The sequence below is a fragment of the Protofrankia sp. Cj3 genome, from assembly GCF_917627355.1.
Classification (GTDB): Bacteria; Actinomycetota; Actinomycetes; order Frankiales; family Frankiaceae; genus Protofrankia.
Map to the genome: position 1 here is coordinate 1 of NZ_CAKJTR010000001.1, position 20,484 is coordinate 20,484.

Sequence of the window (20,484 nt, forward strand, 5' to 3'; positions counted from 1 at the left end):
TCTAGGACCATGCCAATAAGGAGGGCAAGCGGGTCGTTGGTCAGCAGCTCGTCGGCTTCGTCGATCTGGCTCAGATGCAGTCCCACATCATCACCGTAGCCGACCATCTCGGCCGGCCACCGCGGGCGGCGGTCAGATCGCCGTGTAGTCGGTGTAATCCCGGCAGGCTTCATAATCGTCGGCGTCGAGGTAGTGGCACCATGGAAGCTGCGAGTCGGGAAAGCGGAGTCGGCTCGTGCCCTTCCAGCTCGCCACCTCGACATGACGCCCGAGATCTCGAACGGTCTCCAGTGCGGGCACGAGGTCCGTGTCGCGGCTGAACAGGACGCCGACGTCGTAGGCGCCCTCGCAGGCAAGCCGCACGAGGTCCACGGCCAGGGCGACGTCGATGCCCTTCTCCTGCGCGGGCTCGGCCGGCCATGCCTTGGGGTAGCGGAGCTGGCGGCGGACGACCGCGACTCCCGGATCACGGGTCCAGCGGTCGGCCTGCCGGTCACTGGCCCTGGCTGCCGCCGGCTGGTGATCAGGGCTTGGGCGCCCGCGGTAGATGCGGACAGCGGCAAGGTCGCCCTCGAGTCGTCGCCTGTCAACGATCCGCCGCGCCACGCGCAGGGGATCGACATGTCCATGTCGGCCAGGAGTGCCAGAAGGCAGGAACGTGCTGCGGGCCGACAGATGAACGTTCTGGTAGTCGATGAAGACGGCGACTCGTGGGGTCATGGCGTAGCCGATCTATAAAAAAGCCCCGCCAGTCCCGGAGGACGGCGGGGAGGAAGTGACTACGAGGCTACCGGGGCCGATCCGGACTCGTCAAACGCCGACGTGGTCGCTCGCCCTGCTCTTCGCTCCAGCGGCCACAGAAACGGCGCGCGACGCTACGTAGTCAAACAGGCGCGAAACGCCCCTTCCCACTCCATCCTTCCGAGACTGGCTGGTCCAGCACCATCCCGATCAACAGCGCGAGTGGGTCGTTCGTCAGCAGCTCGTCGGCCTCGTCGATCTGGCTCAGGTGCAGTCCCACGGCTTCACCGTAGCCGACCGCGCAGCGGTGGCCCTTTGGTGGGACGACGTCAGGACGGCCGGTCGGCGACGGCGACCGAGTCGTCGAGACGATCCGGACGCTCGACAGCCGCGCCGGTCGCCCCAAGCGACGGCGCGCCGCTCCCTCTCAGCGCACGCCACCGCCGGACGACGATCCGGCTGACCAGGAACACGAGCAGGGCGGTGAGCAGGTGCCAGATGAAGTGGGTGCCCTCTGGGTCGAAACCGCAGACCTTCCGATCGATCGTGCGGGCGAACAGCCCCAGCGCGAAGACGCCGCCGGCCACGGCCAGCGCCGGCCAGTGCCGGGCGCGGGACGCGTCCCTGGAGGAGGCGAGCATCCCGGCGATCATCACGATGAGGATCAGAACCGGCACGTAGATGCCGGACCGGTTCGGGATGACGGTGCCTACGGTCAGCCCGAAGACGGCCGTGAAGGCGATGAAACCGGCGACGCCGAGCAGGCAGCCTCGCCGGGACAGCCCGTAGAACCAGTACAGGAAGCTCGCGAAATAGCACAGCACGAACAGCCCGATCGGCACAATGTCTAGAACTTTCGACCACCGGGTGGCCAGCGTGTGGAACGCGAAGCTGCCCGCGCCGATCAGCACGGCCAGACCAGGCATGAAGCCGACGCTGATCGGGACGTCACGCTCGGAGCGCAGCATCCGCCACAGGGCGACTCCCGCGGCGACATAGGCGATGTTGCTGACCGCATCGAGCGGCTCGCCCCAGAACGCAGGGGACGTCCGTTCGCAGTACTCATAGACGTGCCCGCCCCAGTTCATCGACTCAGCCCCAATCTGCCGATTTCGTGTCGCGCCAGGCACGATCGATCAGAAATGATCATTGAATGACGATCGGATTCAGGTCGAGACGGTGGTGGACACCGGCCCGCCGCCGGGTACTCCCCCAAGCCGCCGCGGCCCCGCGGCCAGCGACGGCGTGGTGCCGACCCGCGCGAGGTTGAGCGCCGGCCCGGCCATCGCCGTGGTCACGATGGCCATCAGCACCATCATCGAGTAGACGCGCCGGTCGATGAGGCCTAGGTCGAGGCCGGCCGACAGCATGACGATCTCGGTCAGGCCCCGTATGTTCATTAGGATCGCCAGCGGTACGGACATGGTGTGCCCTAGCCCGGCGAGCCCGCCCCCAACATAGGCACCGACGATCTTGGTCGCCACGGCGACGGCGACGAGCAGCACCAGCACCGCGACGCCGCGCACGCCGATCCCGGACAGATCGACCTTGGATCCCGAGATCACGAAGTAGAGCGGCAGCAGGAGCTGCCCACCGAACTGCCCCAGACCGTCGATCACCGACGCCCGGACCTCGTCCGGACCGGTACGCGGCAGGATCACGCCGAACGCGAACGCGCCGAAGATGTAGTGCACGCCCATCCACTCGGTGGCGGCGCAGGACAGCGGCAGGCCCGCTGACAGCACAGTCAGCAGCGTCCGCTGGAGCACACCCCGCTCGGCGGCGCGCGCGAACAGCCGGCGCAGCAGGGGCCGGACGACCGTCAGCAGGATCAGGACGTACACGGGCAGGAAACCGACATGCCACTGGCCGCCGTGGCCGCACAGCGCCGCCACGGCGGCCAGCCCGAGCCACGCGGCGACATCCCCGACGGCCGCCGCGGCCAGGGCCAGTCCACCGAGCGGGACCCGTTCAAGGCCCCGCTCCGTGAGCACCCGTGCGAGCACCGGGAACGCGGTCACCGACATCGCCACCCCGAGAAACAGGACGAACCCGAGATGGCTGCCAGTGGCGTAGCGCCCGACCAGCGGCAGCGCGACCAGCGTGCCCCCGGCCAGCGGAACCAGCACCGAGCCGGCGGCCACCGTGACGGCGCTTCGGGCGCGCCCGCGCAGGAGCGCCCCCTCCAGTTCGTAGCCGACCACGAACATGAACAGGGCCAGCCCGATCATCGCAAGCGCATTGACCAACGGCAGGACATCCGGCGCCAGCAGCCGGTGCCACATGGAGTCGGGCAGCAGTGGCCCGGCCGCTATACCAGCCACGATCTCCCCGAGTACGGCGGGCTGGCCGAGGCGGACCGCCGCGAGGCCGATCAGTTTGGCAGTCGCCAGCAGGATGGCCACCGTGAGGAACAGGCCGACCGTGGCGTTACCTGTCATCGAGACGCTCTCCCGCGGTCACGGACGTGGGCACCGGCACCGGTCGGGACGCGGGCTCGGGCTCGGGCGCGCGGACGAACAGCGCCGCGGCCACCAGGCCAAGGGCGAGGATGGCGGCCGGCAGGTACATGGACTCCCCCAGCGCCGATCCGAACGCGTGGCGGACGGCGGGCGTCATGATCCCGGTGACCGAGCCACCGTCGACAACGGCATCGGCGTCCAGGCCGTGCGCCGCCATTCTGCTCGCGATCACCGCGCTGACGGCAGCGCTACCCAGGACGGAGCCGAACTGGCGGACCGCGTTGTACGCGCCTGCGGCGGCGCCGGCCGCGGCCACGGGCAGGTCACGGGTCGCCGTCGCGGCGAGGGTCGGCCACAGGCACGCGTTGGCGATCCCGGTCACCGCCGCGCCGGTCAGGAACACCACGACGGGTGAGCCCGGCGTCATCAGAGCGGCGAAGACGAGGAGCGTGACAGCGAACAGCGCGAAGCCGGCCCCTGGGATCGATCGCGGATGCGTCCTGTCGCCGAACTTCGCGACGAATGGCACGAAGAGCATCGCGAAGATCGCCATTGGCGCGACCACGAGGCCAGACCGAGACCCGGACAGGTTCCGCACCGCCTCCAGGTAGAAGTACAGCGGCACCATTACGGCCGGGACTGCGGCGCCGGCCGCGGCCACAGCGGCGGTGGCCAGGCCGAAGTTGCGGTCGCGAAACAGGCTTAAGGGCAGCAACGGCTCCGGCGCGCCGCGGGCCTGCTGGACCACGAAGGCGGCGAGCACCACGAGGCCGGTCACGATCATGAGCCATACGCCGTAGCTCCAGTGCCAGGAGTCGCCCTCCTGGAGGCCGAACACCAGCAGAGCCAGCCCGGCCGCGCTGAGCAGCACTCCGACGACGTCGAACCCGCGCCCGCCGCCCGGCAGCGCCGGCACGAACCGGCTGGCCGCCACCAGGCCGACCACGCCCAGCGGCACGTTGACGAAGAAGATCCATTCCCAGCCGAGCTGGTCGACGAGGACCCCGCCGGCCAGCGGCCCGACCAGGTTGGCCAGGCCCGCCACCCCGCCCCACAGGCTCATCGCGGCCGCCCGCCGACCCGGTGGAAAGGTCCGCGCGATAACCGCCATCGTCTGCGGGGTCACCAGCGCGGCGCCCAGGCCCTGGGCCGCGCGGGCGGCGATCAGCGTCCCGATCGTCGACGACAGCCCGCAGGCCAGCGAGGCCACGGTGAACAGGGCCAGCCCCGCCAGATAGACGTCCCGGGGGCCGAAGCGATCTCCGAGGCGTCCGGCCGGCAGCAGCGCCACGGCGAAGACCAGCAGGTAGGCACTGGTCGCCCAGACCACCGCCGGGATGTCCGCGTGCAGCCCATCGACGATCTTCGGGCTGGCGACGGCGACGATAGTCATGTCCAGGACGACCATGAAATAGCCGATGACCAGGACCGACAGCGCCACCCACGGGCTCCGGCCCGCGCCAGTCTGATCGCCGGCCTGCCCGGCGACGGGTTCGACCTCAGGTGACATGGCTCACGGCCCGCTTCACCCAGTAGGGAACGCGGCCGACCCCGTGGACGAACTGGTCCACCGCCCGGGACGAGGAGACCTCGGACTGGTGCCGCAGCACCGGGCCGAACAGGTACTGCCAATACGGCCACCACCGGTCGAACCGGTTCAGGGCCTGGCCGATGTCGATCACCATGACATGCACCACCTCCTTGCTGTAGGGGTGCGTCTTGGTGATCGACAGCTTGCGCGCCCCGATCCGCTCGTACAGCGGCACCAGCTTCTCGATGGCGTCGAGAACCAGGTACCGACACTCGAGGCTGAGCGCGATTCGCCCGATTTCCCGAAACAGCATAACGATGACCCCGCCGCCGCGGAACTCCGGCGAGATGGCGAGCCGTGACACCTCCAGAAAGCCGCGCTCCCACAGATACTCCGGCAGCCCGGACGTCTTCGTCTGGACCTCGCTCAGGGAGCGGTCGCCGTTGTTGACGACGACGCGGCCGGCGCCGATCGGTTTCTCCCCCAGGTAGCAGACGAAGTTGACCGAGTGGGCGTCGAGCTCGTCGGTCACCTCGATGCCGTCGAGCACCTCTGTCAGCCGGCCGAAGACGCGGTTCCCGGCCAGGCGCACCTCGAGCGCCTGGCGGAACGTCAGCTGGTCGGCCACCGTCCGGACGGTCAGCAGCCGGGTCAGCCGACCGGGCCTGATTCCGACGGCACGCACGCCGTCGAAGCCGAAGCCGTCAGCCAGGCCGGCCAGCATGGTCGCCGCAGTGCGCACCGACGCCCGGTCGATCAGGCGGACGACGAAGCGATCGGAGCCCAGCCCCTGGACCCAGCTCGTGAGCTGGGCCCGCAGCAGCAGCGCGCCCGTCCACGGCAGCCAGCACTCGATTCCCACGATCATGCCGGGGGTCAACGCTGAGGCGGGCTCGGCCAGCACCAGCTCCACGTGGTACGGCGAGAGCGCGACCAGCTGGGCCCGGGGCGAGCGGCGGAACAGGGAAGCGCTGGACAGGCTGGCCGGGATCGGCTCGGGCAGCGGGTAGCGCCGGTCGTGGGCCCGTGCCTCGGCGAAGCGGGCCTCGATGATCCCCTGCTGCCGGTCGACCGTGTACTCCGCCGTGAACACCGGAACAATGTCGCCCCTTCTGACCCCCTTCCAGGCACCACGCACCACCAGGGCCAGCCGGCCGCCGTCGGCGATCTCTCGAACCAGCGACGGGTCAAGACCGAGCCGGACCGCGCCGTCGGCGCCACGGCCCAGGAGCTCGGCTTCGACCCGCCGACGGCCCGTCCAGACCAGCGCGCGGGGGCGGTGCAGGTCGCTGTCCCAGCGCCGGAAGGGGGTCGTCGACGCCGGCCCCGTGACAAGTTCCATATCCGCCTTCGCTCCCGGCCGGTGCGTCAGTCGCCGCCCGCCACGTCCCACCACGGGGCGCCGCGGAAGATGTCCCAGCCCTCGGGCCAGTCGTCCAGGCCCGAGGTGGCGTTGATGTGGCCTTTCGCGCCGACGTTCACCAACGCGGCGCCGGTCGCATCAGCGACCGTCGCGGCGTGCTCCGCCGAGCCGTACGGGTCGTCGTCGCTGGCGACGACGACCGCCGGGAAGGACAGCGGCTGGTAGGCCAGCGACTCGAAGCCCACCGCCTCCGTCGGGAAGCTCGGCCCGTGCACGTCCGGCACCGCGACCAGGAACGCACCGATCACCGACGGGTCCTGGTGTGTCGCGGCCCAGGCCGCCACGACAGGGCAGCCGAGGCTGTGCGCGACGATCACCTTGGGGCCGGGGGTGGCGGTGAGGACAGCGTCCAGGTCGACCACCCAGTGGTCACACACCGGGGCGTCCCAGGACTCGTGCTCGACCCAGACACCCTTCTCGCCCCGCTTGTACCACATGAACTGCCAGTGCTCCGGCCCGGAGTTCCCGATCCCGGCTACATAGATACAGGTCACCGCAAGATCCATTTTTCAGACCTCGTATTCAACGCCGACGCCATCGAAACGCAGTCGGTCCTGAATAAGGACACGATTATCATTCTTGTCATATCCGACGAGAAGTCCGGCCTCCATGAGCCGGATCACGATCTGCGAGCTCAGCTCTCGCATCCCGGCTTCGCCAAGCTGCCGAATGAGGGTCCGGTAATCGGTCTGCTCCTTCGACAGGTCCTCGAAGATCCGCCGGTGATCCTCCTCCATCGGGTATTTCAGCAGCCGGACACCGTGTTCGTTCACCAGCACCTGCCTGGGCTCGAGCCGGAAGCTCAGCGGCTCGACCTTGTAATAGGGCTCGAGCAGAACCTGGTCGCCCTGCCACTCCAGCCGGGTGATGCGGTTCAGCTTCTTCGTGAGATCGCTGATCCATCGGACCCGAGCAGGGTTGAGCTCGGCGTCGGAGAACTCACTGCTCAGTTCCATGCGCTTGTGGCGACCGATCGAGATCATCGTCGACGCGCGGTCCCGGAACTCCGCGACCGGCGGCGCCTCGCCCGTCTGGTCGGCCTCCGCCAGCCTCTCGAACCAGCGCTTGCGGCTCAGTCGCTCGTCGGCCGACTCGCTGATTCGGCGCCGCAGCCAGAATTCCGATTCCGGCTCCGTGTACGAGGCGAATGTGTAGAACGAGGCGAGGAACTCGTGGTACTGCTCGTAGGTTTCCCGGTAGCTCTGATTGTACCAGCTGTGCACAGCGGCCAGCTCATCACCGTGCCCGGAAATCCGGTCGATCGCTGCTGCCGCCGACACCGCGGACTGGGTCGCCAGGTGAACGCCCTGGGAGAACAGCGGGTCAGTGAAGCAGGCCGAGTCGCCACACAGGAAGAACCGGTCCGCGGAGAAGTACTCGGAGTCGTAGGACCAGTCGTGCACGATGCGGACCTCGTCCACGATCTCCGCATCGCCCAGGATCTCCATCGCCCGGCCACAGCGCAGGATGTTCTCGCGGTAGAACGCGTCCGGCCCGACCTTGCTGACCTCGGCCGCCCGCGACCGGTCGATCACGAGTCCGACGCTGTAGATGTCGCCCTTGAGGGGGATCATCCACACCCAGCCGTCGTCGAAGGTGATCGAGTAGGTCGTGCCATGCAGATCGCCCTGGAACGGGTCGGGGCGTCGGAAGTAGGACCAGATCGCGAAGTTCTTGTAGAACTCGTCGTACCGACGGACCTTAAGCTGGCGAGCCAGTGGGCTGCCGGAGCCGCCGGCGTCGATGACGAAGTCGGCTTCCAATGTCCGCAGTGCGTCGTCCTGACGGACGGTGAGCGTCACCCGGTCCGGCGCGGAGAGGTCAACAGCGGTCACCGGAGTGGTCTGCCAGACCGGGACACCGCGGGCGACGACCTCGTCCACCAACATCTTATCGAACACCTCGCGCTTGACCTGGATGGCGTGGTCGAACACCCAGGGCGCCGTCTTCGGCGTCGAGAACGAGAAGGTCCACGGCGCCTGGTTCTGACCCCACAGGAACGTCGCCGACGGCTTCTTGACAAACCCTGCGGCTTCGATCTTCTCGTCGAGGCCGAGCCGGCTCAGGATCGACAGCGTGCCGGGCAGGAACGACTCACCGATCCGGTATCGGGGGAGATTGGACCGCTCGAAGACCTCGACGTCGTGCCCGAGCGCGTTCAGGGTAAGGGCGGCGACGCAGCCTGCGGGCCCGGCACCGATAACGGCCGTCTTCGTCTTCTTCACCCGTCGCTCCTCAGATCCGCTTGATTGCCTTGACTCGACTCGGTACCAGGTATGAACAGCCGCTGACCGCGTTCTCGAAAATGTCTATTCCGGCCTGGAACACGCAATCGTCGCCGATAACGACCTCCGGGCCGACCGTGCAGCTCAGACCGAAAAGGTTCCGGTCACCGACAGTCGCAGTGTTTCCGCAGTTGAAGTTCGGCGAGAGGAAGTTGTTCGAACCTATCCGCGAATGGTGGCCCACCGTGCAGTAATAGTTCAGAACGTTGAAGGCGCCGACCCGAACATTTACTCCGACGTAACAGTTCGGCCCGATTATGTTACCGCCGCCGACCAGCGCGTCCGGGTCGACGCGACTGCTCGGATGGACGATGTTCTCGGCCGTCAGCCCGTACTTCTCGACGAACCCTCCGACGGCCGCGACCCGCCGGGCCACATCGGACATCGCCACGACGACACGGGTTCCCGGGGTCGGGTCGAACTTGTCCAGCGGAATGCAGCGCGACTCAGGCGCGTGGACGGGCTCGCCGTCGACGGCCAGATGGTGGGTGACGGCATAGTCCGCCTGTCCCGCCGCGGTGATGTCCGCGATCCAACGGGCGACCTCCAGAGAGAACTTGCCAGCGCCGACCAGGACGAGATCTGTCACTAAAGGGACCTTTTCTTCTTGAAGCGCTCGGAGACCGCGATCGAGTCGACCAGGTTTATCCGGGAGGGAATCTTGAAGGCTTCGACCCGGCCGGTGAGAAACGCGACCACGTGCCGGCGCAGTTCTGCCCGCGTCGTCGGGGCGCTGGGCCGGATGTCGACGCAGACCGACTGGCCCGTGATCGCGTTCGCCCGGGCGTAGACGACGCAGTCGTCGACGAGCGGGCTGGTGATGAGGATTGACTCGAGTTCGTGCGGGAGGAGCTTCTCCCCGCCGACGTTGATGACCTGCTGTGCCCGGCCTTCGATCCGGATCGAGCCGTCGTCGCTCTGCGCGACAAGGTCCCGCGTCCGGAACCAGCCGTCCTCCGTGAGCGAGTCGGTCGGGTAGTTCAGGTAGCCGAGGAACTGGGTGACGCTCTTGATCTGGAGCTCGCCGTCGACCACCCGGTACTGGACATTCGGGTCGTCGATACGGAAGTAGGTACTGCGGGAGGAGTCGCTCGTGGTCGTGGCGATGCCGGTCTCGCTCGTCCCGAACGTCTGCAGGAGGCGGGCTCGCCCGAACGCCTCGTTCACCCGCCTGAGCAGATCCTCCGGCATCGGTTCGGTGCCGTAGGTGATCAGGCGGAGGCTGCTCAGGTCGTACTTCTCGTGGAAGTCGCCGATGAGAACCAGGTTGAGGAAGGTGGGGCTGGTCGGCAGCAGTCGGATCCGGTGCTTCTCGACCAGCCGGCAGATCTCCTCCGGGGTACGCAGCGCCGGCACGACCGCCGTCCCCGCGGCCCGCAGCACACCGAGCAGCGAGTTGATGCCGCCGATGTGGTCGAAGAGCAGGAACATCAGCATGTTCGCCGGCCGGGGACTCACCCGCGTCATCCGGCCGACCTTCGCGGCGACGATCGCGTCGAGGTTGTGCAGGATCGCCTTGGGCACGCCGGTGCTGCCGCTGCTGAGCAGGACGAGGCCAGCGGCGTCGGCTCCGGCGAGTTGGCCGTAGCCAGCAGCGGTCGCCGCCGGCATGCTCGGAGTCGCCGTCGTGGTCGCCCCCGGCTCCTCGGTCGCCCCCGTCGGGAGCGCCGCCGGGGCGATCGTGAGGCATTCGCCGACGGTGGCGACGTGGTTGGGTCGACAGGCCTCGGTGATCGCCGCCAGGGACGCCTCGGTGAGGTTGACGACCGGGATGACAACGTTGCGGTTGCGATAGAGCGCGAGCAAGGTGGCGATCGACAGGAACGAGAAGTCGCCGTTGAGGACGACCGGGTCATGCGGGCGGACCTGGCTGGCCCGCAGGGTCTCCTCGGCCTCCCGTATCCGACCGGCGAGATCGCGGTAGCTGTACACCGCGTCGCCTTCGATAACTGCGGGTCGCGAACCCCACTCGTCGAAGCGATCGAGCAGTTCGTTGCGCATTCAGTGAACCTTTTCCATCTGTGCGTCTTCTGGTCCAGACTGGGCTGCTCATCGGTGGCAATGGAAAAGGTTCAGTTGACACCGCCCAGGAACAAGGTCTCACCGGTGACGAAACCGGCCGCAGGCGAGACGAGGAACTCGACCGGACCGACGACGTCGTCGATGGTGCACATGCGTTTGATGGCCTGCCGGCCGACGAGTTCGTCAATCTTTTCCGACGCGACGGTGCGGGTGAGCACAGTCCGGACCGGCGGCAGCCCGATACCGTTCACCCGAATGTTGAACTCGGCCAGCTCCTTGCTCATGACCCTGGTCAGCTGGTCGACCGCCGCCTTGCTGGCGGAGTACACGAGCTGGCCGGCAAGTGCCCAGGGCACCGCGACCGTGGACACGTTCAGTATCGCCGGCGCCGGCTCAGGGCTCTTCCGCAGCAGCTTCGCCGCCTCTCGGCAGCAGTTCAGCACCCCGAAGAAGTTGACATCGAATATGTTCCTCGTCACCGCGTCCGGCGTCATCATGAAATGGTTCATCGTCGCCGTGCCGGCATTGTTGATCAGGGCGTCGAGATACCCGTACTCCAGGCGGACGGCGCGGCACAGCGATCGCACCTCACGTACGTCGCTGATGTCCGCCATGAAGTGCCGGTAGTCGGGATGGTCGATCGTCGTCGGTTTGCGGCTGCAGCCGGCGACCTGGTGCCCGCGGGCGAGAAAATGCGTGGCCAGCGAATGCCCAATACCAGAGCTGGTCCCCGTGATCAGGATTATCACCGTCAGTGCAGCCGGTATCCGATGAGCAGCGGCAGGGTGTACAGCGGCGGGCGGATGTCCTCGGCCTTGAGATCCTTCGACTTGTAGAGGGACGGGACTTCTCGGGGCTTCTGCCGGCTGAACGCCGGGCGAGGCGCCCCGTCCAACTCGTCCTCGTCGATCACCATCAGCGGAACGGCGAGCCGCGCGCACCAGAAGAGCCGCAGGTAGTCGAGGTGAGCCAGCAGCTTCGCCTTGTTGCTGGCGTACATGATCCGCCCGAACGGGCGGTACGGCTTCAGCCACATCTTCTTGGCGATGACGTAGAGGTACTCGGTGTCGTTCTTGCCGCGCACCAGGTAGTGCTGGCAGGCGACGTTCTCGTGGTCGAGGAAGATACGCCGATCGGCCTCGTCCAGGTACTGGGCGATGACGTGTCTTCGGGTCTCGACGCGGACGGCGCGGCGCGCGGCGGCCGGGGTTGGTACCGGATACAGCAGCAGCAGACGCGACTCAAGATCCTCAAAGCCGAACTTCTTGCTGATCTCGTACACAGTCTCGGTCGGCGTGTAGTTGACCAGCGTCGCCTTCCGCACCGACAGCGCGGGCAGGAACAGCCGCAGGCTCTCGTTGCGGTACTGCTCCCGCACGTACCAGCTGTGGATCTCACAGAACCTGTGCGACGCCCCCCGGATCTCGCGCTGAGTGAACAGCAGGCCGAGGAAGCCGACCACCTCGTCGCCGTCCTCCATGACGTAGCCGTAGTAGCCCTCCGTGCCGCCCCAGACCGGGCGGAACATGCGGGCGCGCATCTCGAACGACAGCGGCGCCGAGTTCAGCGTCGACGTACTGAGCAGCAGGTAGACCTTTCGCAGGTCGTCCTCGGTCGCCCGGCGGACAGTGACCGGCATCCGAGTCAGCCGCTCTGCTGGGCGAGCACGGCGTCCACCTCGGCGGTCCTCGCGAGTTCGATCTCCCCGACGATGAAGGCGATCAACCGGTCGATCCGGCTGAACGGGCTGACGCGCATCGAGACGGCCTTCTCCGAAGTGAGCGAGATCTCGACGTCGAAGGTGTCCTCGAGGGCCTCCTCGATGAGCGCCAGGAAGTTCACGAGGTGCATGGAGTCGAAGACCCCCTGGTCCCCGTACAGGGACATTGAGGACAGGTTCTCGGTGGGTATCTTCTCGTCCCTGGTTTCGTTGAGCTGGGCGATGACGCCCTCGATCAGCTCAAGGAGATTTTCGTTCATAGGAGAACTCTTCCCTCTCCGTATCCGACGCACGGACGTGGGCAGACTGGTTACGTTCGGATGACGCAGGGGTTCTCACGCCCGGGGCATCGATGCCTCGGCTGGATGAATCGAGGGCAGGCGGGATCGAGAACGGTTGGCGATAGAGCGGTCAGCAGTCCGCGCTTTTTCGCACACGCGTACCGCGCGCGGAAAAGGGCTGAAACGTGAAGAGTTCACCGAACCCGCGCAGCCGAAGTTGGCGCGAGCCAGAGAGCTCGTGAAAATCCGACGGTCATTCTCCTGAGCGGAGCGCGTACGACCGGAAGATGGAGGGGGCGATGCCGACGCCCCAGCCTTCCCGGAAGCCGGAAGGGCTCAGTCAGACAGCCGGCACGGAAGACTCCTCACGCCTTGGTGTGATGCGGATGCCGCGCAGCGGCGACAACGTGCCATATGTACCTCCAACCGCACATGACGACCCAGGGCGAGCCCGGGGCCCGTCCTACCCACCAGGATGATCTGAGAGCAAGACAGCCTCTCCCCTCGCCGTCTCTTTTTACCACGCCCATCCAACGGGAGTCATCATCTTCCCGCTATCCGCTGCCTCGTTACCGAGAGGAAACGATTCCAGTGTCCTGACCAGCACGTTAACCATGAGGACCAAGATTCTTTATTTTGTTGATCAATAGCGCCGAAAGGGTGCGACGGACGGGAGACCCAGGGCGCCGGCAAAGTTGTCGGTTAGCAAGCAACTCGTGTTTCGCAGTTTCGCGGTCGTGGTCGTGTGGTCGGGTGGGGCTGAGTGCTGTCAGTGCTGAGAGCTGGGACCCGCGTAGAGGATGAAGGTGTGATCGATGCCCTGTTCTGGGGTGCCGGTCCTGGGTCCGAAGGAGGCAGGTAGTTCGGACTCGGTGTACCGGTCGTCGCTGGCCAGGTAGATCGCGATGGCCCAGTGGTCGGCGGATCCCTGGCCTCGAGTATTCAGCCAATTCCCGGTTGATCTAGACCCGGATGCGAAAAGGTGCCCCTGACCTGGGACAATCGGGTATCTGAGGCCCAGTTGTCCGGTAGATCAGGAGCACCTCGCAGGTGAAGTCTACGCAGTGGTCGGCCGGCATGTACGCCACCGTCGGCGGCAAAGGGATCACCAGCCGTGCTGGCACCGCCGGCGCGCGGATGCTCCTGGACAAGGTCGGGATGCCCGCGGCGATCTCGGCCGCGCTCGCCGGCACCACGGCCTACCCGGGCCACGACCGGGGCCGGGTGTTGACCGACCTGGCCGTCACGATCGCCGACGGGGGGACCCGGCTCGGTGACGTCGATGCCCTGGCCGACCAGGGCGAGTTGTTCGGCCCGGTCGCCTCGGTGGCGACCGGCTGGCGGGTGCTCGCGGAGACCTCCGGCCGGCTTGGCGAGATCACCGCCGCCCGCGCCGAGGTCCGCGCCCACGTCTGGGAGCAGATCGCCGCCCGGCACGGCGCGATCCCGCCGTCCACGGTCGCCGGCACCGACCTCGGCGACGTTGTCGTGCTCCGTGTCGACGCCACCATCGTGATCGCGCACAGTGACAAGGAAGGCGCCGCCGGCACGTTCAAGAAGACCTACGGCCACGACCTGCTGACCGCCTGGTGCGACAACACCGGTGAATGCCTGGTCCTGAAGCTCCGGCCCGGCAACGCCGGGTCGAACACCGCCGACGACCACATCGAAGTGATCAAGGATGCGATCGCCCAACTCCCCGAGACCCACCGCGGCAAGCTGCTGATCACCGTCGACGGCGCCGGGTCCAGCCACGCCCTCGTCCGTTTCCTCGACCGGCTCGGCAACGACCCCGGCCATCCCGAAAGAACCGTCTACTACGCCGTCGGTTTCGATGTCGACGACCGGGTCCGCTCGGTCGTCGGCGAGGTCCCGGAGACCGTCTGGGCCGCCGCCGTGCGCACCGACGGCGAACCGCGACGCAACGGGCAGGTCGCCGAGCTGACCGGCCTGCTGCGCGAGGGCCCGGACGGCGACCGGTACCGCAACTGGCCGAAGACCCTGCGGCTGATCGCGCGGCGCGAGCGGCCCGCGCCCGGCGCGCAGCTGTCCCTGTTCGAGCAGCACGCCGGCTTCCGGTTCCAGGTCACCGCCACCAACCTGCCCACCGGCCACCAGGTCCCGTTCCTCGAGGCCGTCCACCGCCTCCAGGCCCGGGTCGAGGCGTTCATCCGCCGCGGCAAGGACACCGGCCTACGCCGGCTCCCGTCGAAGAAGAAGACGATCAACCTTGGATGGTGTGTCGCGGTCGCGATGGCCTGCGACCTACTCGCCTGGCTACGTCTGCTCACCCTCGACGGCGAACTCGCGAAGGCCGAGCCGAAGACGCTGCGCTACCGGGTCCTGCACGTCGCCGCGAGGATCATCCGCTCCGGGCGGCGCCGCGAGATCCGCATCCCCGAGACCTGGCCCTGGGCCCATCAGATCGCCGCCATGGTCGACCGGATCCAGGCCCTGCCCACCCGCGCTTGACCACGCCACGACCCCGTCCCGACCCCAGCACCACCCCCGGCCCGTGGAGCCGGCGCCGACCCGGTGCGACACCCGGGCTCCCGCCCCGCCCATAACACGATTTCCATCATCAACCAGGCAGCACCAGCCAGATCAACGATCAGCGGTCAAGATCTGAACGATCGAGGCTGGTAGCGCAGGCGCAGGATCGGTGTGGGGTCGCGATGGCCGGGCAGGACCGCGCTCACGTAGCAGAACTGTCCGCGGTAGCGCACGACTGGTTCGCCGAGCTGCGGCCAGCCACGGGTGACGTGGGCGATGATCCGCTCGGTGACGGCGGTACGGGTGGGCGGGCTGGGTGTGTCGGGCACGCCGTTGATGATGGGCCCCCGCGGGGCGTGTCACGTACGGGTGCGGCGTGTCGCATACGTCGAGGAGACGACCGGTTTCATAGGGTCCGGCGGTGACCTTGCCGGCGTCCTGGGCCGTGTTGCTGGAGATGTTCCGTCCGGGGTTTCGCCGCCGGGGCACGTTCACGCTGTTCACCGTGCTGGCCACCGGGATGGTGGCGCAGACCGGACGGCGCAGCGTGGTGGGGATGCTGTCCGGGGCGCGGATGGCCGGCGTGATCTCGTTTCATGCCGCGTGCCGGTTCTTCTCCCAGGCGGTGTGGGACGTCGACCAGTTGGGGCTGATCGCCGCGCGGCTTGTCGTGCGGCGGCTGCTCGACGATGACGCGCCGGTCACGGTGGTGGTCGACGACACGCTGTTCAAACGGTGGGGCCGCAAGGTACATCACGCGTTCTGGACCCATGACGGCGCGGCCCAAGGCGGCCGGAAGATCGCCCGGGGGAATCGGTGGGTGGTGGCCGGGATCGTGGTCCGGCTTCCGTTTTGCGCTGCCCCGGTGTGCCTGCCGGTGTTGTTCCGGCTGTGGGCGGGAAAGGCACCGCCAGCCCGGTCGAGCTGGCCGGACAGTTGCTGGGGCTGATCGCGGCCGAGTTCCCGGGCCGCCTGCTGCACGGGGTTGGCGACGCCGCCTATCACGGCAAGCCGCTGCTGGTGGCCGGGACCACGTGGACGACCCGGTTGCCGGCCAACGCCGCGCTGTACGACCCGGCGCCGCCACGCACCGGCAGACGCGGGCGGCCCGCACTCAAAGGCGCCAGGCTCGGCCAGCCGGCCGCCGTGGCCGGTTCCAGGGCAAGCTCGCAACTGGCCATGACCTGGGGCGCGTTGCCGGTCCGACCTGGCTGAGGTCCTTCCCGAAGGCGACATCGCGGACCCAGTGCAGCCGGTTCTGCACCAGCCAGTCCTCGCGGGCGTAGGTGGCCAGCAGCGTGGGGCTGGCCTGGTGGGTCGGCAGGCTGGTGGCGAGGTAGATGACCTCTGTCGTGGCGGGCCCGCTGGCGAGCGGCTGACGGCGGCGGGTGACCGGCACCGCCTGCACGGCGTGCGGGAACAGCAGCCCGCGCGGACCTCGGTGGTCTTCACGGTGCGCCACTCAAGGCGGCCGTGGCCGCGCTTGACGCTGCGCGCGGCGGTCTTCACCCGGTGTCAGGGCAGGGCGGCGAGCTGGGCATATATGACCTGGTCGCACGCCACTGGTGTGGTCGAGCGCGGCGAGCAGGTGGCGACCCGGACGCTCGCCCGTGCGGAACCACGCAGGGTCTTTCCGTCGACCGCGAGTCGCCGCGGCGTCCCGGCCGCCGGGGTGGTCGCGGCGACGGCCCACGCTCCCAGCGCGGAGTCCAGCGCGTCGGCGTCCAGCGCGGCGAACACCCGGCGAAACGTCGACTCGTCAGGTATCCGGACGATGCCGGGCAGGTCACTGACCGTCTGACCGGCGTCGGCGGACCACGCGTCGATCGCGGTGAACGACCGCGCGCCAGCCAGCACCGCGCAGGTCACCAGTGTCAGCACGACAGCCAGGCTGTGCCGCCTACCGCGGCGCCCACGCGGGTCCTGTACCTGGCGGAAGACCGCCAGCAGACCCGCCGGCGACCGCGGCTGGTGGCCGCCGGTAACAGCGGCAGCCAGCCGATCGAGAACAGGGACAGGCAAATACTCGTGCGGCGGCCAGGGCACTTCGGGGCGATCATCCTGGTGTAGGAACCTCCATGACCTCCACGGGCCGTGCCCGCACCCATGAAGCCCCGGGCCACGTGTCAGGGGCGCGCTACGAAACCCCACTGGAAACCCCGCACAGCGCCGACAGTCAGCTCACCAGCAATTGCCGGGGCCCTGACAGGAAGCCGCCCGACGCGACAAGCCCGCGGCCAGGTGAGACGGACGTCAGGCGCCGGGGCTGGTGAGCACCTGGTCAGCCAGCACGCCCAGGTCAGATGCTATCCAGGTCGGCCGGGGCTCGCCCGGCAGTGGCCGGCGGCCGGGACGGGCCACGAACGCCGTGTTCAGCCCGGCCGCCCGCGCCCCGGCCACGTCCCATCCGTGGGCCGCCACCATGGTCGCGTCCGCCGGGGTGACCCCGAGGATGTCGGTCACCATCCTGTACGCGGCCCGGGCCGGCTTGAGGATGCCAGCCTGCTCCGCGGAGAAAACCGTTTCGAAGGCCGCGCCAAGGCCGGCGTTGGCCAGTTGCGCCCGAGCCGACGTCAAGGGCGAATTGGTCAGTGCGACCAGGCGGACGCCCCCGCTGGCCAGCCGGGCCAGCCCGGCCAGCACGTCAGGATGGGCAGGCATGGTTCGCATCCCGGCGAGGACAGCGTGCAACTCGTCCGCTCCGGCCGCGCGGCCGTGGGCGTCGACGACGGCCGCCGCGCTGTCGCTCGCGATCTGGAAGAAGTCCCGGTAGCCGCCGGCCGCGGTAACCGTCAGAACGGTGTGGATGGCAAGGTCGAACCACTCGCGGCGGGCATGCGGGGAACCAGTGAGCTCGGTGAAGGCCGCGTCGAGCGCGGCCAGGTCCAGCAGCGTTTCGTTGACGTCGAAGACGAACAGCATGGTGACCTCACTGATCTCGCTGTGGCCGACCGAGCGGACCACGGGATGGCGGACGCGCGGGAGATCCCGTAGCCCCGGCCAGCCACACACCGGCGCGAGAACGCCGCGTCAGACCAACCCCGCCGTGCCGGCAGCCCGTCGCCCCCACCCATGACGTAGCCGATCTAGAAAAAAGCCACTGCCAGTCCCGGACGACGGCGGGGAGTAAATAAGCCCGGAGCTTATTGATGCAGGCTCCGGCTCGTCAAACGGGGGCGTCGTCGCCTGATCGATCGTGCATGCAGCCGTGGGCCCGGAGCCAGGCGCGTCAGACGATCGGCCCGTCAACAGAGAGCGTCAGAACCGGCTCATCCTCGAAGTACAGCTCCAGCGCCTCGCGCAGGTTCGCCCGCGACTCCTCCACGCTCGGGCCCTGACTCGCCACCTTGACCTCAAGGGCCCGCGCCACGGACCTGTCCCCTTCGTGGGTGACGATCGCGGTCAGCCGGACAGCTCGCTCCATGGAGATCATGCTAACCCTGTCAGGCGCGTATCGCGCGCATACCTCGGCGCCCCCGACCTCATCAGAGCGACCGACGTCAGCGCCTTGACGTCGGCATAGGCGACATCCTCGCGGACCGCTCCTGCCTCCTGGACACGGCGGGACGCTCATCCCGATTCTATCGGACTCCGATACAGCCACCTGAGCCGAAGGGCGATCGACTATGGCTGATACCAAGGCAGCAACCCCATGGACTGACGCCGACGTGTCCGACCAGCACGGCCGGACAGCCGTGGTCACGGGCGCCAATACCGGCCTCGTTTCGAGACGGCCCGGATGCTTGCGCGGCGCGGCGCCAACGTCGTGCTGGCCTGCCGAAACGAGGAGAAGGCGGCAGCTGCGGCCGGCCGTATCAAAGGCAGTCGCCACGCCAAGCGCCGAGATCAGCACACTGCCGCTCGACCTGGCTTCTCTCGCGTCTGTTCGCCGGGCCGCCGAGCGGCTGCGGGCCGAACATCCCCGCATCGACCTCCTGGTCAACAACGCCGGCGGCGACGGCTCGCCGCCGGCGGAGCCGACACCATCGCCGTCGCCGCGCATCCCCACAACGCACGCACGGAGTTTGGCCGCGACATGAACACGGTGGTCCGGGCCATGATGAGCCCCCGCCTGCGGATACTCACCAGCTGGTTGCTACAAAGCCAGCGGATGGGCGCCCTCGCGATCCTGCGTGCCGCGGTAGATCCAGATGCCCGGGGCGGTGACTACTACGGTCCGCCTGGGCGGGCCCAGTTCACCGGCCATCCGGCCCGCGTCGAATCCTCCCCGCCGTCCCACGACGAGCCGGCCCAACTCCTGCTCTGACAGGAATCCGGCTGACCGGCGTCACCTTTCCCCTCGGGAGAACCAGCCCACGCCGCCGACATCGACATACCTAACCCTGCCTGATCAGGGTCAGCGGTTCACGGTAGCCAGATCGTTCAGGAGGCCCAGCTGTCCCGTCCCACTCGTTCCGAAACCCGCTGGTCCAGCACCATCCCGATCAGCAGCGCCAACGGATCGTTGGTCAGCGGCTCGTCGGCCTCGGCGATCTGGCTCAAGCGCAGTACCACGCCTTCACCGTAGCTGGCTCGACCAGCCAGGTCCCGTTCACCCCGTTCCGGCCACCGCCGTTTTCGCACCGCTCGGCGTGGCACACCCGCAACCCGACCGCGGGTCTGCCAGATCGATCTAGATCTTGAGAGGCGCGCACCAGCGGTTGATGATCAGCGCTTGGGGCGCCCCTGATAGACGCGAACGGCCGCAAGCTCACCCTGTGACCGACAGCGGCCAGCAGGAACGCTGTACATGTGATAACGTACAGCGCATGACAGCATCGGTGGACGACGGGCGGCTCCGGGTGGGGCTACGAGAGCTTTCCCAGCGAACCGCCCGCGTCCTCGCACTGGTGCGCGCGGGCGAGACGGTCGAGGTGACCGACCGGGGCAGGACCGTGGCGAGGATCGTTCCAGCGGAGGACGACCGCTACGAGCAACTGGTCGCCGCCGGCCTGATCCGCCCGGCCAGCCGTCCGTTCGACCTCGCGCTACTCCCGGAGCCGGCGGCCAACACCTCCGGCCGCTCCACCGACGAATGGCTCGCCGACCTGCGCGGCGAGGGCTGATGCCAACCCGGATCTATCTCGATACATCCGCCCTGGCCAAGATATTCATCGCGGAGAAGGAGTCGAGCGACCTTCGTCAGTGGCTCGCCGAGCAGGAGGCGCCCCTGCGGCTCATCTCATCGGCGCTGCTCGCCGTCGAACTGACACGGCTGCTCAGACTGGTAAGCCCGGTCATGCTCGGGCCGGCGGAGTCCTTCCTTTCGACCGATGTGGATCTCGTACAGATCACTCCACCGCTACTAGCCGACGCCGCCCGCGTGCCGCCGGCCCGGTTGCGGACGCTCGACGCGATTCATGTGGCGACAGCGCTCGACCTCAAGGAGTCGGTGGACTTCGTGCTCAGCTACGACAAACTCCTCATCGAAGCCGTCGACGCAGCTGGCCTGACGGCCGCGTCGCCAGGCACCGGATCTTTCGAGCGTTGACGGGCAGCGCGCTCGTTCTTTCCGATACCGGCTGG

Annotated in this window: 25 protein-coding genes and 1 pseudogene; 6 read left to right on the plus strand and 20 right to left on the minus strand. The window is 68.1% G+C overall.

The genetic code is table 11. From position 1 onward, the window contains the following. The 14 genes and pseudogenes from MJ783_RS23410 to MJ783_RS00070 form a co-directional block, all read right to left on the minus strand. A pseudogene (locus MJ783_RS23410) lies at window positions 1–86 on the minus strand (Fe-S cluster assembly protein HesB); the annotation flags it as partial. 46 nt (window positions 87–132) lie between these two features. Then, window positions 133–720 carry an NYN domain-containing protein gene (locus MJ783_RS00010; protein ID WP_239307799.1) on the minus strand — a complete coding sequence of 196 codons (588 nt, stop codon included), beginning with the start codon at window positions 718–720 and terminating at the stop codon, window positions 133–135. Between the two features lie 163 nt (window positions 721–883). Beyond that, a complete protein-coding gene (locus MJ783_RS00015) occupies window positions 884–1,021 on the minus strand; it encodes a hypothetical protein (RefSeq protein WP_239307800.1) in 138 nt (45 codons plus the stop codon). A 49-nt stretch (window positions 1,022–1,070) separates the two neighbouring features. After that, on the minus strand, window positions 1,071–1,829 hold the full coding sequence (locus MJ783_RS00020; RefSeq protein ID WP_239307801.1) for a ceramidase domain-containing protein: 759 nt from the start codon (window positions 1,827–1,829) through the stop codon (window positions 1,071–1,073). Window positions 1,830–1,907: 78 nt separating this feature from the next. Continuing rightward, window positions 1,908–3,182, minus strand: a complete 1,275-nt coding sequence (locus MJ783_RS00025; protein ID WP_239307802.1) for a cation:proton antiporter — start codon at window positions 3,180–3,182, stop codon at window positions 1,908–1,910. Further along, window positions 3,172–4,644, minus strand: coding sequence for a DHA2 family efflux MFS transporter permease subunit (locus tag MJ783_RS00030; protein ID WP_239307803.1), 1,473 nt, complete (start codon window positions 4,642–4,644; stop codon window positions 3,172–3,174). Before MJ783_RS00030 ends, MJ783_RS00025 begins: the two co-directional genes overlap by 11 nt. 58 nt (window positions 4,645–4,702) lie before the next feature. Beyond that, complete coding sequence (locus MJ783_RS00035) at window positions 4,703–6,076, minus strand: GNAT family N-acetyltransferase (RefSeq protein WP_239307804.1); 1,374 nt, start codon at window positions 6,074–6,076, stop codon at window positions 4,703–4,705. 26 nt (window positions 6,077–6,102) lie between these two features. Beyond that, window positions 6,103–6,663, minus strand: a complete 561-nt coding sequence (locus MJ783_RS00040) for an alpha/beta hydrolase (protein WP_239307805.1) — start codon at window positions 6,661–6,663, stop codon at window positions 6,103–6,105. 3 nt (window positions 6,664–6,666) lie between these two features. Beyond that, window positions 6,667–8,382, minus strand: a complete 1,716-nt coding sequence (gene cmlS / locus MJ783_RS00045; protein ID WP_239307806.1) for a chloramphenicol-biosynthetic FADH2-dependent halogenase CmlS — start codon at window positions 8,380–8,382, stop codon at window positions 6,667–6,669. Between the two features lie 10 nt (window positions 8,383–8,392). Continuing rightward, complete coding sequence (locus tag MJ783_RS00050) at window positions 8,393–9,031, minus strand: hypothetical protein (protein WP_239307807.1); 639 nt, start codon at window positions 9,029–9,031, stop codon at window positions 8,393–8,395. Further along, on the minus strand, window positions 9,031–10,443 hold the full coding sequence (locus tag MJ783_RS00055) for a fatty acid--CoA ligase family protein (protein ID WP_239307808.1): 1,413 nt from the start codon (window positions 10,441–10,443) through the stop codon (window positions 9,031–9,033). The genes MJ783_RS00050 and MJ783_RS00055 overlap by 1 nt, the downstream gene beginning before the upstream one ends. 71 nt (window positions 10,444–10,514) lie before the next feature. Next, entirely contained in the window at window positions 10,515–11,213 is a 699-nt protein-coding gene (locus MJ783_RS00060; protein ID WP_239307809.1) for an SDR family NAD(P)-dependent oxidoreductase, read from the minus strand. 2 nt (window positions 11,214–11,215) lie between these two features. Further along, a complete protein-coding gene (locus MJ783_RS00065) occupies window positions 11,216–12,103 on the minus strand; it encodes a GNAT family N-acetyltransferase (protein WP_239307810.1) in 888 nt (295 codons plus the stop codon). Window positions 12,104–12,108: 5 nt separating this feature from the next. Then, window positions 12,109–12,444: a hypothetical protein gene (locus MJ783_RS00070; protein WP_239307811.1), complete on the minus strand. Its 336-nt coding sequence runs from the start codon at window positions 12,442–12,444 to the stop codon at window positions 12,109–12,111. Window positions 12,445–13,515: 1,071 nt separating this feature from the next. Between MJ783_RS00070 and MJ783_RS00075 the strand changes: the two genes are divergently transcribed. Continuing rightward, window positions 13,516–14,937, plus strand: a complete 1,422-nt coding sequence (locus tag MJ783_RS00075) for an IS1380 family transposase (protein ID WP_239307812.1) — start codon at window positions 13,516–13,518, stop codon at window positions 14,935–14,937. A gap of 146 nt (window positions 14,938–15,083) precedes the next feature. Here the strand turns inward: MJ783_RS00075 and MJ783_RS00080 are convergent, their stop codons facing one another. Continuing rightward, window positions 15,084–15,287 carry a hypothetical protein gene (locus tag MJ783_RS00080; protein WP_239307813.1) on the minus strand — a complete coding sequence of 68 codons (204 nt, stop codon included), beginning with the start codon at window positions 15,285–15,287 and terminating at the stop codon, window positions 15,084–15,086. A gap of 92 nt (window positions 15,288–15,379) precedes the next feature. On the opposite strand from MJ783_RS00080, the gene MJ783_RS00085 reads away from it, so the two are divergent. Then, window positions 15,380–15,907, plus strand: a complete 528-nt coding sequence (locus MJ783_RS00085) for a transposase (RefSeq protein ID WP_239307814.1) — start codon at window positions 15,380–15,382, stop codon at window positions 15,905–15,907. Between the two features lie 165 nt (window positions 15,908–16,072). Here MJ783_RS00085 and MJ783_RS00090 read toward each other — a convergent pair whose 3' ends face one another. The 4 genes from MJ783_RS00090 to MJ783_RS00105 all read right to left on the minus strand — a co-directional run bounded on the left by MJ783_RS00090 (window position 16,073) and on the right by MJ783_RS00105 (window position 18,382). Next, the gene (locus MJ783_RS00090) at window positions 16,073–16,420 is read right to left on the minus strand and encodes a hypothetical protein (RefSeq protein ID WP_239307815.1); all 348 of its coding nucleotides are present in this window, start codon (window positions 16,418–16,420) and stop codon (window positions 16,073–16,075) included. A 53-nt stretch (window positions 16,421–16,473) separates the two neighbouring features. Further along, complete coding sequence (locus MJ783_RS00095) at window positions 16,474–17,004, minus strand: transposase family protein (protein WP_239307816.1); 531 nt, start codon at window positions 17,002–17,004, stop codon at window positions 16,474–16,476. Between the two features lie 207 nt (window positions 17,005–17,211). Further along, the gene (locus MJ783_RS00100) at window positions 17,212–17,970 is read right to left on the minus strand and encodes a haloacid dehalogenase type II (protein WP_239307817.1); all 759 of its coding nucleotides are present in this window, start codon (window positions 17,968–17,970) and stop codon (window positions 17,212–17,214) included. A 217-nt stretch (window positions 17,971–18,187) separates the two neighbouring features. After that, window positions 18,188–18,382, minus strand: a complete 195-nt coding sequence (locus tag MJ783_RS00105; RefSeq protein ID WP_239307818.1) for a type II toxin-antitoxin system HicB family antitoxin — start codon at window positions 18,380–18,382, stop codon at window positions 18,188–18,190. A 202-nt stretch (window positions 18,383–18,584) separates the two neighbouring features. On the opposite strand from MJ783_RS00105, the gene MJ783_RS00110 reads away from it, so the two are divergent. Then, window positions 18,585–18,998 carry an SDR family NAD(P)-dependent oxidoreductase gene (locus MJ783_RS00110; RefSeq protein ID WP_239307819.1) on the plus strand — a complete coding sequence of 138 codons (414 nt, stop codon included), beginning with the start codon at window positions 18,585–18,587 and terminating at the stop codon, window positions 18,996–18,998. Continuing rightward, on the plus strand, window positions 18,995–19,225 hold the full coding sequence (locus MJ783_RS00115) for a hypothetical protein (protein WP_239307820.1): 231 nt from the start codon (window positions 18,995–18,997) through the stop codon (window positions 19,223–19,225). The genes MJ783_RS00110 and MJ783_RS00115 overlap by 4 nt, the downstream gene beginning before the upstream one ends. Before the next feature lie 116 nt (window positions 19,226–19,341). Here the strand turns inward: MJ783_RS00115 and MJ783_RS23335 are convergent, their stop codons facing one another. Further along, a complete protein-coding gene (locus MJ783_RS23335) occupies window positions 19,342–19,473 on the minus strand; it encodes a hypothetical protein (protein WP_255720181.1) in 132 nt (43 codons plus the stop codon). Between the two features lie 254 nt (window positions 19,474–19,727). Here MJ783_RS23335 and MJ783_RS00120 point away from each other — a divergent pair, with 254 nt between their 5' ends. Both MJ783_RS00120 and MJ783_RS00125 read left to right on the plus strand, forming a co-directional pair. Then, entirely contained in the window at window positions 19,728–20,024 is a 297-nt protein-coding gene (locus MJ783_RS00120) for a type II toxin-antitoxin system Phd/YefM family antitoxin (RefSeq protein ID WP_239307821.1), read from the plus strand. Next, window positions 20,024–20,449: a type II toxin-antitoxin system VapC family toxin gene (locus MJ783_RS00125; protein ID WP_239307822.1), complete on the plus strand. Its 426-nt coding sequence runs from the start codon at window positions 20,024–20,026 to the stop codon at window positions 20,447–20,449. Before MJ783_RS00120 ends, MJ783_RS00125 begins: the two co-directional genes overlap by 1 nt. The last annotated feature ends 35 nt before the right edge of the window (window positions 20,450–20,484 follow it).